Source organism: Nocardia araoensis NBRC 100135, assembly GCF_000308435.1.
GTDB lineage: Bacteria > Actinomycetota > Actinomycetes > Mycobacteriales > Mycobacteriaceae > Nocardia > Nocardia araoensis.
Window position 1 is genome coordinate 29296 of the sequence record NZ_BAFR01000080.1, and the last position, 13187, is coordinate 42482.

The following is a 13187-nucleotide window of genomic DNA, read 5'->3' on the forward strand; positions in this document are numbered from 1 at the left end:
GACGGCTCGGTTTAGCTCTTGCCGCACATAGCGGCACACTAATTTATTTGCGGCAACTCGACGGGCGACCTCCTCACCTCCCGATTACTCCCCGATACTCCCCGACCCCCAACGGCACCCCGGCCGGGCCGACGTCCGGGGTCCGGTGTCCGGTTCGTAGGTGTCAGTGAACATGGGCGCCGATAAGGTTGCGGTCCATGCTGATACCTGCCGACGGCAACGACACGGTCCTTCAACAACCTGACCTGGTCAATCAGCCTCGTTCGCCGCTCCTGACACGTCCTTAACGGCACCCCAACATGGCCGCCATACTGTAGGGCCACGCGCCTCTCGATCGTAGAGGCGCTATTTCGCCCCAGCCGTCCCTCAGCGGATAGCCCAGACAATACGAGCGATTTGCCGCCATCGCGCCCAGCAAGGCCATCCAGCTCGGCAGGCTCGTCGCGATCGAGCACGGCGTGCGGGTGCTGCACGCGTGGGGCATGACCGAAACCTCCCGCTGGGCAGTGTGGCGCACCCGCCTGCGACCGCGGTCACCGACGAGCAGAAGTGAGCCCACCGGGTCACCCAGGGCCGTTTCCCCGCCGGGGTGCAGGCGCGTCTGGTCGGTGACGACGGCGTGGTTCCCAACGACGGCGAATCGCTGGGGAAGTTGCAGGTACGCGGGCCGTGGATCACCGGCTCTTACTATATTCGCCCGACGGCACAGTCATCGATCCGGAGAAGTTCGACGAGGGCTGGTTGCGCACCGGGGACGTCGGCAAGATCAGTCCCGACGGCTACCTCACCCTAGCTCCGACGGGTTCCATTGGTCTGGCGACATGCGAAACGACAAGCATTCATAGCGACAGCCAGCCAATGGTGTACGGAGCTGCGGAATCGGTACAGACGAGCCATGCCCAGGATAGCGAGCCCACCAAATCACGTTTGAGGGCTCGCGCGTGCGGGTCGTCGTCTGGGCGAGGGTCAAGGGCCTCCCGGACTAGTTGCAAGAATCGCAACCGAGTGGCGCCGAAGGCGACCAACAGATCTCCGGCACTAGCACCACCGAACGGAGCCCATCGAATCGCGAACTCGATCACAAACTTTGCGTCAGCGTCGACCGACTTGACCGTTTCCAAGTAAATGCACTGCTTCAGCGCCGATTGAACCCAACTCGTATCGTATCTGATGCGGTCGATCTTCACGCCAATCCTCGATCGCTTGGCTGCCGGATCACTCTTGGGCGGATGCTCTGGAGGCAGGCCGCCAGTCGTGTTTTGTTCTGCTGGTTGTGTCCACTGTGAAGACGGGGAACCTGTCCACTGTGGGTATGGGTGCGAACTTCACGCGCACCGATTCTTTCGAGTACGGCGGTATCTCGCCGAGTATTGTGGTGAAGACCATAGGTCCCTCATCGAGTTGGACTACGGCGATCGTCGACAATTCCGTAGCCTCGCGGCGGTTGCCCGTAGAGCGCTGCACAATTTTCCAGGAGACGATCGCCCCTTCGCCGGACGAAGCCACCCACTCCAGATCCGTCGATTGACACGACGAGCAGGACGAGGTCAGTGGCGCGAGCAATTTCGTACAAGCCGTGCAACGTCGAATCATAAGGCGCCCATCGTCGCCCGGATGCGTGTGTCCACCTGCATCCGGGCGATCTTCGCGCGGGAGATACATCCGAATCCTCGCTTGATAGCGCTTGCTGTGGTGCGTAAATTCTCCTTCGCGCGACGCGGTATCCACGACGGTCGATCTGCCGCCGGTATACCTATCTTTCGGACGGCGGCCTGTGGAATTACCGACAAACTTGCCCGGGCCATCGCGTACGTTTGCACCACTTCGGTGGGATCTTGCCGCCAAGCCGAGGCCTGGGAGTGTGTGCAACAGGATGGAGCGAACCTGCCAGGGTCGGCGCGGTATAGCGGTGGTTCTGTTCTCAACTGGGTCGGTGATGACGGTTGTGACCGCTGGGATGAGGCCTGTAACAGGGCTAATGTCCGCTTATTCCGTAGTGTTCGATGTACTTCGTCACCGAGCCGGTAGCGGAGTGGCGCACGTCCTGGGCGGAGGTTCTCATCTCGGGAGAGATCAACGCCTGCCGCAGCGATTCCTCGGTCTCAATGCGGAGATGGGCGACGGCGTAGTAGGGCGGGTCGAGCTGTCGAGTGCGGCGCACTTTGCCCAGGCGAAGTCCTTCAAACCGGGCACCTTTAGTGTGAGGGGGATATGCACGCTGCGGTAGTGCTCGTCGAACGCGGCAGGGTCGGTGGGGCGCCGTAGCAGACGGCGATCCGGCGGTTCATGCGGACTCTGCTTGAGGTTTGACGACCAGCGTGAGGACGTCGTAGGTGGCGACGGCCTCGTGGTTCTGGTTAGTGACAACGGTGTCCCAGCGGACCTCTCCGTAGTTCGCGCCGCTGCGTGGGGTGATCTGCTTGGCGGTCAGAACCACGGTGAGTTCGTCGTCGGCCTTGACGGGGGTGAGGAAGCGCAAGTTGTCTACACCGAAGTTGGCCAGGACCGGACCGGGAGCTGGGTCGACGAACAGTCCGGCCGCCAGCGAGACGACGAGGTAGCCGTGTGCGACGATGCCGCCGAAGAGCGGATTGGCCGCGGCCGCGGCGGGGTCGGTGTGGGCGTAGAAGGTGTCGCCGGTGAAATCGGCGAAATGGGTGATGTCGTCCAGGGTGACCCTGCGTGGGCCACCGACGATGGTGTCGCCGAGGGCGAGTTCGCCGAGATCCTTGCGGAATGGGTGCACACCACCGTCGGTGCGGGAGGCACCGGTGACCCACCGGTGACCCACCGCGGTGAGGACCTGCGGGCTGCCCTGCACGGCGGTGCGTTGCATGTGATGCAGCACGGCACGGATGCCGCCGAGCTCCTCGCCACCGCCCGCACGCCCCGGGCCGCCATGAACCAGCACTGGCAGCGGCGAACCGTGTCCGGTGGACTCCTTGGCGGCGACATTGTCCAGGACGAGCACTCGCCCGTGGTACGGTGCCAGGCCGAGCACGATCTCCCGTGCCAGTTCAGGGTCGCCGGTGATGACGGAGGCAACCAGGCTGCCGTGGCCGCGTGCGGCGAGTTCGATCACGTCGCTGGTGTCGTCGTAGCCGATTACCGTGGCCACTGGCCCGAATGGCTCGATGTCGTGGGGCTCGTCAGCGGCAGAGTCGTGGCAACGCAGCAGGATCGGTGGCAAGTAGGCGCCAGGGCCGGTCGGCGGCTCGGCCGAGCCGTGAACGATCTCGCAGCTCTTGGTCAGGGCACGTACCGCCTTGAGCACCTCGTCGCGTTGCTCGACGCTGACCAGGGCACCCATGGTGATGCTCTGGGCGTCGGCGGGGCCGGTCACGATCTTCTGCAGTCGGGCTTTCGCCGCTGCGATCACGTCGTCCATTAGGACATTCGGTACGAAGGCGCGGCGGATGGCGGTGCACTTCTGGCCCGCCTTCGCGGTCATTTCCACCACGAGCTGCTCGACGAACAGGTCGAACTCAGCGGATCGGGCGGTCACGTCGATGCCTAGGATCGAGGCATTGAGCGAGTCGGTCTCGGCGCTGAACCGGACGCCGCTTGCGACCACCGCTGGGTTGGTGCGCAGGACACGCGCGGTGTCGGCGGAACCGGTGAACTGGATGGAGTCCTGTCCGCCGAGGTGCTCGAGCAGCGGCTGGCCGCTGCCGCACACCAGTTGCATCGAACCTTCTGGTAGCAAGCCAGATTCGATGATTCGACGGAAAACCAGCTCGGTCAGGTAGGCGGTCTGCCCGGCGGGTTTAACGATAGTGGGCAATCCGGCGATGAACGTCGGCGCGAGCTTTTCCAGGAAGCCCCAGACTGGGAAGTTGAACGCGTTGATCTGCACCGCGACGCCGCGGCGGGAGGTGTAGATGTGCTGCCCGAGGAAGGAGCCCGTCTTGCCCAGCCGCTCCACTGCACCGTCCAGCACGACTGTGTCGTCGGGCAACTCGCGCCGCGCCCGGCTCGCGTAGCTCAGTAGGGTGCCGATACCGCCATCGATGTCGATGCCGGAATCTTGGTCCGTCGCACCGGTCGCGCGGGACAGCTCGTAGAACTCCTGTTTGCCCGCCAGCAGTGTCTGCCCCAACTGTTTCAGCGCGACCGCGCGCTGGTGGAAGGTCAGCGACGTGAGGGCGGGGCCGCCGACGGTGCGCGCGTACTGCACCGCTGCGCTGTAGTCCAGGCCGGTTGCAGAGATCCGGGCGATCTCGCTGCCGTCGACGGCGCTGTACACGGGCGAACCCTCGTCGGGCGCGCTGTACCACGTCCCTGTCACATAACTTTGCAGAAGTCTGCCCACCACGTCTCCTCGCACCGTCCGTTCGGTCGGTAATTACCATCCTCGTGGTTCCGGATCCTGTCAAGAATGCCTCCGGCGTGGGTGGGTGCGCAGACCGTCGAAAGTCATCGCGACCACGGCGTCGGCGAGTTGGTCGGTGTCCGCCCCGCTGCGCGGGCGATACCACTCGATGAGGGAGTTGACCATGCCGAACAGCAGTCGGCTGATCAACGCCGGGTCGATGTCGGGGCGCAGGTCGCCCTCGGCTGCGGCGTCGTGGGCCAGCGTCGCGACGAACTCGTCGAACTCGCGCCTACGGGTCAGCGCCCGACGCTCGATCGCACTGTTCCCGCGGACGCGCAGCAGCAGCGTCACGTAGGGAAGTTCTGCAACCAGCACTTGGACACTGCGTCGGACCAGGTGTTCCAATCGCGATACCGAACTTCCACTAGTTGCCTCCGGCTCGGTGGTCGCGGCGAAGAGCGCGTTTAGGGCACGCGACAATGCCAGCTCGAGCAGTTCCTCCTTGCTGGACACGTGGTGGTAAATCGAAGACTTGGTGATCCCGAGACGCGTGGCGAGCACCTCCATGCTGGTGCCGTCGTAGCCCTTTTCGTTAAAGACCTTCACTGCGACGGAAAGTAGCGAGTCCAGGTCGTATCCCGGGCGTCCGGGGCCCGGCCTGCGAGTGGCGCGTTCGGAAGTCATGGTCCACATCCTCCCAGGACCTGATGCTCCGGTGGAAAACCTAGAAATAGATGTTGATTACCAACCGAATGTTCGGTAATAATCGTGACATCGACAGCAGGAGTTGAGACGTGCAGAACGTGTATCTCGTCCACGGGGCCAGGACCGCGCAGGGCAATCACAGCCGTGGATCGGCGACTCTATGCGTCGGTGTGGGGCAGGGCGTCTCGTTGCCGGTGGAGACACCGTGACCGCGACAGAGCGCTTCCGCACCATCGAGGTCACCGAGTCCGACGATCGGATCACGGTCACCCTGGACCGGCCCGCGCAGCGCAACGCCATCAATGGGGCCATGGTCGCCGAACTGCATCGGATGTGCGGCAGGCTCGAGCGAGAGCCCAAACTGTTGCTGCTGACCGGCCGCGGTGATCACTTCGCCGGTGGTGCCGACATAAACGAGTTGCGCGATCGGGGCCGGGACGCGGCGCTCGCGGGGATCAATCGCAACTTGTTCGATCGAATCGCCCGGCTGCCGCTGCCTACTGTCGCGGTGGTCAACGGCTATGCCCTCGGCGGCGGTGCGGAACTCGCCTACGCATGCGACATCCGCATCGCTACCCCCACCACAGTGTTCGCGAATCCAGAACCGAGACTGGGCATCATGGCCGCGGCCGGCGCCGCCTACCGGTTGCCCGCTTTGGTCGGGAACTCCCTCGCCAAGCAGGTGCTGCTGGCTGGCGCTCGCCTGGACGCCGAGACAGCGCTGCGCAGCGGACTAGTACTGGAGATCGTCGACGACGGCGCCCACCTGCAGGCCGGCCACGCGTTGATCGACCGCCTCGCCGGTAACTCCGAACTGGCGCTGCGGCTCACCAAACTCGTGATTGACGCCACCGCTCCGCGGCCGTTCGCCGACGACCTCGCCCAGGCCGTTCTGTTCGAGACGCCCGACAAACACAACCGGATGGCCGAATTCCTGGAAAAGAGGAACCGATGACACAGCATGCACCAGCCATCGTCGCCGTCGTCGGCGGCGGCTGTATGGGCGCGGGTATCGCGCAGGTGTTCGCCACTCTGGGCAGCATCGTTACGGTCGCGGAAGCCGGTGATCGTGCAGCCGCCCACGCCCGCATCGCGAATGGGCTCGACGCCGCGGCCGCTAAGGGCAAGCTCCCGGGCACCATGGCCGAGGAAGTGCTGGATCGGGTGCGCATGGTCGGCGACATCGCCGACCTGCCGGCCGATGCCACCCTCCTGGTCGAGGCCGTGCCGGAAGATATCGCGCTCAAGCTCGATGTGCTGGCCAGTGTGGAGCAGACGGTTGGCCAGGACACGGTAATCGCATCCAACACCAGCTCGCTGCCGATCGGTGAACTGGGCGCTGCCCTTGCCGATCCGGCTCGGTTCCTTGGCATGCACTTCTTCAATCCAGTGCCCGTCTCCAGGTTGGTCGAGATCGTGCGCTCGGCCGTCACCGGCGAGGCGACCGTCACCGCGGTGCGCAACTGGGTCGCTGGGCTCGGCAAGGAAGGGATCGTCGTCAACGATTTCCCAGGCTTCGGCACCAGTCGGCTCGGTGTCGCTCTCGGACTCGAGGCGATTCGAATGCTCGAGGACGGCGTGGCCGACGCCGAGGCCATCGACCGCGCCATGGAACTGGGCTACCGGCACGCCATGGGGCCACTGCGTTCCACCGACCTCGTCGGACTGGATGTGCGACTGGCGATCGCCGAACACCTTGCCACCGATCTCGGTTCGCGCTTCGAGCCGCCGCAGCTGTTGCGCGAGAAGGTCTCGCGCGGCGAACTCGGCCGCAAGACCGGCCGGGGTTTCCACACCTGGGACACCAAGGAGACACGATGAGTGCCACCACAACCGAACCCGTCCTCGTCGAGTCCGTAGCGGGGCTGGTCACCCTCACGCTGGCCCGGCCAGACGCAGCGAACGCACTGGACACCGCATTGAAGGAAGCACTGCTGGCCGCAGTGCGTGGGGTGGCCGAGAACCCGGATGCTCGAGCCTTGCTACTGCGGGCGGAGGGCAAACACTTCTGCGTGGGCCAGGATCTCGCCGAACACGCGAAGGTGCTGCGGGACAGCCCCGAGCGTGCGATGTGCACCATAGCCGAGCACTACAACCCCCTGATCGGCGCGTTGGCCGGACTCGAGATCCCAGTGGTGGCCGCAGTGAACGGCGCCTGCGTCGGCGCGGGTTTCGGGATGGCGCTGGCCGCCGATATCCGGGTCGCCGCCGACAACGCTTCCTTCGCCGCCGCGTTCACCGGTATTGGTCTTGCAAGCGACTCAGGGCTGAGCCACGCTTTGGTACGCAGCCTTGGCGTCAGCCATGCTACCGGGCTGCTGATGCTGGGTGACAAGATCACCGCCGAGCAGGCCGAGAAGTGGGGCCTGGTGTATGAGCGGGTGCCCGCAGCCGAACTCGACGATACCGCGCGTGCACTTGCCGTTCGCCTCGCCTCGGGACCGACCGCCGCGTACCGCGCGGTGAAGTATCTCGTCCGCAACGGCCCTCCTGATCTGTCCGGCGCGCTGGAGCGCGAGCGCGCCGTCCAGCGGGAACTCGGCGCGACGAGCGACCACCGCAACGCGGTCGTGGCGTTCCTCAACAAGACAACTCCCGTGTTCACGGGTCGGTGAGGAGACACCTCGATGACGTCCACCGAAAAACTGCAATCAGAGTTCGACCACACCATCGCCGCCGACCAGCGCGTCGAACCGCGGGACTGGATGCCCGAGGGCTACCGCCGCACCCTGATCCGGCAGATCGCCCAGCACGCCCACTCGGAGATCATCGGTATGCAGCCGGAGGGTGCCTGGCTTACCTCGGCTCCTTCGCTGCGCCGCAAAGCTATCCTCATGGCCAAGGTCCAGGACGAAGCCGGCCACGGGCTCTACCTGTACTCAGCGGCTGAGACGCTGGGCACCGACCGCGGTGATCTGACCGCCAAGCTGATCGTAGGCGCGCAGAAGTACTCGTCCATCTTCAACTACCCGAGCCTTGCCTTCGCCGATGTCGGTGTGATCGGCTGGCTGGTCGACGGCGCCGCGATCTGCAATCAGGTCCCATTGTGCCGCAGCTCCTTCGGGCCGTACGCGAGGGCCATGGTGCGTATCTGCAAGGAGGAGTCCTTCCACCAGCGCCAAGGCTTCGAGCTGCTGATGACCATGATGCGCGGCACCGCCCAGCAGCGGGAGATGGTGCAGGACGCGGTCAACCGCTGGTGGTGGCCTGCGCTGATGATGTTCGGCCCGCCCGACGACGCCTCGCCCAACACCGCGCAGTCCATGCGGTGGCGGATCAAGCGGCACACCAATGATGAACTGCGCCAGCGTTTCGTGGACATGAGCGTGCCGCAGGCCGAGGCGCTGGGCGTTAGCCTGCCCGACCCCGAGCTGCGGTGGAACGAAAGCCGCGGACACCACGACTTCGGCACCCCGGACTGGGACGAGTTCACCAAAGTCATCTCCGGTGACGGCCCGTGCAATGCCGAGCGCATCGCGGTGCGCCGGGCGGCCGATGACGCCGGAGCCTGGGTGCGTGAGGCCGCGGCCGCGTTCGCTCAGCACGAATCGAAACGAGCCCGATGATGTTCGGCAGCAACGGGATTCGCGGGGAGTGGCCGCTGTATGAGGTGTTCGTGCGCGGCAAGCGCGGCCTCAACCACGTGCATGTGGGGTCCCTGCACGCCGCCGACGACGAAATGGCGCTGCGGCACGCCCGTGATGTCTACACCCGGCGCAACGAGGGCGTGAGCCTGTGGGTGGTGCGCTCAGAGGCAATTGCGGCCTCCAGCCCGAGCGAGAAGGACCCGTTCTTCGCCCCGAACCGGGACAAGGTCTATCGCCATCCGACCTTCTACGAGATCCCCGACAACGTCCCGCATATGTGAGGCAGCCATGATCGATCACGACAACGCCTACTCCGGCCTGCTGGAGGGCGACGACCACGGTCGGTGGGCCTTCGGCGGCGATTTCGACGACCCACTGGCCGGTGTCGACGCCTCGGTGCCCGAGGGTGTGAACCGCACCGCCCTGGCGCGTTACTGCCTGATGCTCGCCGACGACGCCTTGGTCAGCGCCCAGCGGCTCACCCAGTGGTGCACCCACGCGCCCGAACTCGAAGAGGAAGTCGCCCTCGCCAACATCGGCCTGGACCTGCTCGGACAGGCTCGGCTACTGTTCGCCCGCGCGGCGGCCGCGGATTCCGCTGTAGTGCCGGTGATCTCGCAGACCTCACCCGTCCCTGCTGAGGATGCGTTGGCGTTCTTCCGTGACGCGCCGGACTTCCGTAACGTGAGGATGTGTGAAGTCGCCAACGGGGACTTCGCCCACACTGTCACCCGGATGCTGTTGTTCATCACCTGGCGGACCCTGCTGTTCGACCGGCTCCGCGAATCCGGTGACCCGGTACTGTCGGCGGTCGCGGAAAAGGGCCTCAAGGAGCTCACCTATCATCGCGACTACGCCGGGCGCTGGGTGGTGGTGCTGGGCAACGGCACCGAGGAGTCGCGGCGCCGCATCGAGAACGGGCTGTGGGCGCTGGCCCCGTACATCGCGGAACTGTTCGCCACCACCGACGAGGAGCGGGAACTCACTGGCGCCGGTATCGCTGCCGATCCGGCCGAGCTATCTGCGGACTTCGACCGAAGCGTCGCCACCATCCTCGGTGCCGCCGACCTGACGCTGCCGGCCGCCGCAGCGTCCGCGCCGATCGGGCGCATCGGCGAGCACACTGGCGACCTCGCCGCCCTGCTCGCCGAAATGCAGAGCGTGGCCCGTGCCCATCCTGAAGGGCGGTGGTGAGCGTGGCCGCCGACACCCTCGACACCGCGTGCGAACTCGCCGCGGCCGTGCCGGACCCGGAGATGCCGATACTGACCCTGGCCGACCTGGGTGTGCTGCGCGATGTGCGCTCCGACGTGGACGGGACCATTGTCGTGACGATCACGCCGACGTACTCCGGATGCCCGGCCATGGCCGAGATCCGCGCCGATATAGCTCGCACGCTGCGCGGCAGCGGCTACCCGCAAGTGCGGGTCGACACAGTGCTCGCCCCTGCTTGGAGCAGCGACTGGATCACCGAGGACGGCCGCCGCAAGCTACGCGAGCACGGCTACTCGACACCGGGCCCGGCGCCGCGCCGGGGTCCGGTCGCGCTGACCCTGATCCCCGCCCGACGGCGGGTGCGCTGCCCACGCTGTGACTCGCCGGACACCGAGCGCATCTCCGAGTTCGGAGCCACCGCGTGTAAGGCGCTCTACCGGTGCCGGACGTGCCAAGAGCCGTTTGACCACGTCAAGGAGATCTGAGATGACGACCGCAACGGAGCGACCCGCGCCCCAGCAGCGGGCGACGGCGTTCCACATGTTGACCGTCTCGGCGGTGGAACGGCTGTGCGACGACGCCGTGGCCGTCACTTTCGCGGTGCCCGATGAGCTGCGCGAGCGGTTCCGCTTCCGACCCGGACAATTCTTGACCCTGCGGCGCGAGGTCGACGGCGTCGAGCATCGGCGCTCGTACTCGATCTGCGCCCCCGTCGGGCACGCTCCGCGTGTCGGGGTACGGGAGGTCTCGGCCGGGTTGTTCTCCCGCTGGCTCGTACGCGAAGTTTCGCAGGGCGACCGTGTGGAAGTGCAGGAACCGGCTGGCACCTTCACCGCTGACCCGGTCGGCGGCGTTCGTCACCTGCTGATCGGGGCCGGCTCGGGCATCACACCGCTGATGTCAATCGCGGCCTCGGTGCTGACCGACCCCGGTGCGCGCGTCACCCTGCTTTACGGCAATCGGCGCACCCAGTCGGTGATGTTCACCGATGAGATCGCCGACCTCAAGGATCGCTACGGTCCCCGACTGTCGGTGATCCACGTCCTATCACGAGAGCCGCGCGACGTGGAGCTGTTCTCCGGACGCCTGGACGCCGACCGGATCCGTGCCATCCTGACGGATCTGGTTCCCTTCGACGCCGTGGATCACGCCTGGTTGTGCGGTCCGCTGGGAATGGTCACCGACGCGACGACGGTGCTCGCCGAGCTCGGTCTCGACCGGGCACGAATCCACCGCGAGCTGTTCTACGTAGGCGAGGCGCCGCCAGCACCGGACCGGCACCCGCAGGCCGCGCAGACCGGTCCCACCAGCCGTGTCACCATCACCTCGGACGGGCGTTCCACCACCGCCGACCTACCGCGCGACCGCACCATCCTGGACGCGGCCGAGCAGATCCGATCCGACCTGCCCTTCGCCTGCAAGGGCGGTGTCTGTGGCACCTGCCGTGCGCTGATCTGCGAAGGCGAGGCCAACATGCGCCGCAACTATGCACTGGACGACGACGAGGTCGCCTCCGGCTTCGTACTCACCTGCCAGACCTATCCGACCACTGACACCCTCACGGTCGACTTCGACTGCTGACCGCGTTCATGAAGGACTCCGCCATGAGCACCGCCGCTCCCGCACCCGAGAACCTCTCCGACACTGACATCGAGTTCGCCGACCGCGACCGCCTCGCGGCTCTGCAGCTCGAGCGGCTGCGCTGGTCGCTGAACCACGCCTACACCAATGTTCCGCACTACCGCGCGGCCTTCGATGCCGCGGGCGTGCGCCCGTCGGACCTGCGGGAACTGTCCGACTTGGCGCGTTTCCCGTTCACCACCAAGGCCGAACTGCGGGCCAGCTACCCGTTCGGCATGTTCGCGGTGCCGCGCGACCAGGTGAACCGCATCCACGCCTCGTCCGGCACCACCGGCAGGCCCACTGTGGTCGGCTACACCCGCCGGGACCTGGACAACTGGGCCGACCTGATCGCCCGCAGCCTGCGCGCCGCCGGGGTGAACCGCGGCGACATGGTGCACGTCGCCTATGGCTATGGGCTTTTCACCGGCGGGCTGGGCGCGCACTACGGCGCCGAGCGCCTGGGGTGCACGGTGGTGCCCATGTCCGGCGGCATGACCGAGCGGCAAATCCGTGTAATTCAGGACTTCCGGCCCGACGCCATCATGGTTACCCCCTCCTACATGCTCACGATGATCGACGCCATGATCGAGCACGGCATCGACCCGGCCGCCACCTCCCTGCGCACCGGCATCTTCGGCGCCGAGCCGTGGACCGAGTCCATGCGGACCGAGCTCGAGCAGAAGCTGGGCATTCAGGCCGTCGACATCTATGGACTATCCGAGATCATGGGGCCCGGCGTGGCGATGGAGTGCGTGGAGACCAAAGACGGCCTGCACATCTGGGAGGACCACTTCTACCCGGAGGTGATCGCTCCAGAGACCGGCGAGGTGCTGTCCGACGGTACCGAGGGCGAGCTGGTTTTCACCTCGCTGACTAAGGAAGCGTTCCCGGTAGTGCGGTATCGAACCCGGGACCTGACCCGGCTGCTGCCTGGCACCGCCCGCTCCATGCGGCGGATGCAGAAGATCACCGGCCGCAGTGACGACATGATCATCCTGCGGGGCGTGAATTTGTTTCCTTCACAAATCGAGGAGCTCATCCTGACGGTCCCCGCACTGTCGCCCCAATTCCAGTGTGTCCTCGACCGCCCCGAACGCCTGGACCGCCTGACCGTTCGCGTGGAAAGCCGCGCCGAGGCTTCTTCGGAGGACCGCACGGCCGCAGCTGTAGTGTTCAAACAGCTGATCAAGCAGCGAATCGGGGTCAGTGTCGTCGTTGATGTCCTGCCCCCCGACTCAATCGAGCGGTCAGTTGGTAAAGCGCGACGGCTTGTAGACAGGCGCCCGAAGTAGGATCGGTAGAGCCAAGCGAACGGGCACCCTCGTGACAAACGGAGCGCCGTCGGCGGCGGAGTGGTTCGCTGCCGGGCAGAGTCATTGAGGAGGCTTTCGTCCGAACGCTACGCCGCTATACGAATCGGTATTCGACGGTTCGTATAGCTACTACACGCACCATCATCGCCGACGAGTAGATCGTGCAACCCCTATCCGGAGGAAGTTCCGCTAAAGTGTTCCTGGTTTCGTGGACACCGGACCAAGCCGCAATCTGACTGATTTCTCTGTACCCTGACGAATAATCTTCTGGTGACAAATAATTCAGCGTAGAGTGCCTTCGCTGAGTGTTGTAGTAGTTCTCGATTCAGTCGAACGTCTCTTTCCGAAACTGGGCCAGCATCGGCCGGGAGCGAATGTGCACGAGTTCCGTCTTGGACGTCGTGAAGAACGATTCCGTGACCAAGGAAC

Annotated in this window: 12 protein-coding genes and 1 pseudogene; 10 read left to right on the plus strand and 3 right to left on the minus strand. The window is 65.5% G+C overall.

Annotation, left to right across the window (positions count from 1 at the left end; all coding sequences use genetic code 11):
• Positions 1-449: 449 nt before the first annotated feature.
• Positions 450-792 (plus strand): annotated as a pseudogene (locus ON21_RS39970) (AMP-binding protein); the annotation flags it as partial.
• A 1183-nt stretch (positions 793-1975) separates the two neighbouring features.
• Here ON21_RS39970 and ON21_RS40955 read toward each other — a convergent pair.
• The 3 genes from ON21_RS40955 to ON21_RS10675 form a co-directional block, all read right to left on the minus strand.
• Positions 1976-2161: an EthD domain-containing protein gene (locus ON21_RS40955; protein ID WP_373281125.1), complete on the minus strand. Its 186-nt coding sequence runs from the start codon at positions 2159-2161 to the stop codon at positions 1976-1978.
• A gap of 123 nt (positions 2162-2284) precedes the next feature.
• Positions 2285-4312 carry a phenylacetic acid degradation bifunctional protein PaaZ gene (gene paaZ / locus ON21_RS10670; RefSeq protein WP_039797604.1) on the minus strand — a complete coding sequence of 676 codons (2028 nt, stop codon included), beginning with the start codon at positions 4310-4312 and terminating at the stop codon, positions 2285-2287.
• A 60-nt stretch (positions 4313-4372) separates the two neighbouring features.
• On the minus strand, positions 4373-4999 hold the full coding sequence (locus ON21_RS10675; RefSeq protein WP_039797605.1) for a TetR/AcrR family transcriptional regulator: 627 nt from the start codon (positions 4997-4999) through the stop codon (positions 4373-4375).
• A 226-nt stretch (positions 5000-5225) separates the two neighbouring features.
• Here ON21_RS10675 and ON21_RS10680 point away from each other — a divergent pair, with 226 nt between their 5' ends.
• From ON21_RS10680 to paaK, 9 genes are read left to right on the plus strand one after another with little or no spacing between them, the layout of a single operon-like run.
• Positions 5226-5975 (plus strand): enoyl-CoA hydratase/isomerase family protein, encoded by a 750-nt coding sequence (locus ON21_RS10680; protein WP_039797567.1) that lies wholly within the window; start codon positions 5226-5228, stop codon positions 5973-5975.
• Positions 5972-6841 (plus strand): 3-hydroxyacyl-CoA dehydrogenase family protein, encoded by an 870-nt coding sequence (locus tag ON21_RS10685; protein ID WP_039797568.1) that lies wholly within the window; start codon positions 5972-5974, stop codon positions 6839-6841. Before ON21_RS10680 ends, ON21_RS10685 begins: the two co-directional genes overlap by 4 nt.
• On the plus strand, positions 6838-7635 hold the full coding sequence (locus tag ON21_RS10690; protein ID WP_039797570.1) for an enoyl-CoA hydratase-related protein: 798 nt from the start codon (positions 6838-6840) through the stop codon (positions 7633-7635). Before ON21_RS10685 ends, ON21_RS10690 begins: the two co-directional genes overlap by 4 nt.
• A gap of 12 nt (positions 7636-7647) precedes the next feature.
• Positions 7648-8586 (plus strand): 1,2-phenylacetyl-CoA epoxidase subunit PaaA, encoded by a 939-nt coding sequence (paaA, locus tag ON21_RS10695; protein WP_039797572.1) that lies wholly within the window; start codon positions 7648-7650, stop codon positions 8584-8586.
• Positions 8583-8888, plus strand: a complete 306-nt coding sequence (paaB, locus tag ON21_RS10700) for a 1,2-phenylacetyl-CoA epoxidase subunit PaaB (RefSeq protein ID WP_039797573.1) — start codon at positions 8583-8585, stop codon at positions 8886-8888. The genes paaA and paaB overlap by 4 nt, the downstream gene beginning before the upstream one ends.
• 7 nt (positions 8889-8895) lie before the next feature.
• Positions 8896-9801 carry a 1,2-phenylacetyl-CoA epoxidase subunit PaaC gene (gene paaC, locus ON21_RS10705; RefSeq protein ID WP_039797574.1) on the plus strand — a complete coding sequence of 302 codons (906 nt, stop codon included), beginning with the start codon at positions 8896-8898 and terminating at the stop codon, positions 9799-9801.
• On the plus strand, positions 9795-10307 hold the full coding sequence (gene paaD, locus ON21_RS10710; RefSeq protein ID WP_051020665.1) for a 1,2-phenylacetyl-CoA epoxidase subunit PaaD: 513 nt from the start codon (positions 9795-9797) through the stop codon (positions 10305-10307). Before paaC ends, paaD begins: the two co-directional genes overlap by 7 nt.
• A 1-nt stretch (position 10308) precedes the next feature.
• Entirely contained in the window at positions 10309-11403 is a 1095-nt protein-coding gene (paaE, locus tag ON21_RS10715; protein WP_039797576.1) for a 1,2-phenylacetyl-CoA epoxidase subunit PaaE, read from the plus strand.
• A 23-nt stretch (positions 11404-11426) separates the two neighbouring features.
• On the plus strand, positions 11427-12737 hold the full coding sequence (paaK, locus tag ON21_RS10720; protein WP_039797606.1) for a phenylacetate--CoA ligase PaaK: 1311 nt from the start codon (positions 11427-11429) through the stop codon (positions 12735-12737).
• The last annotated feature ends 450 nt before the right edge of the window (positions 12738-13187 follow it).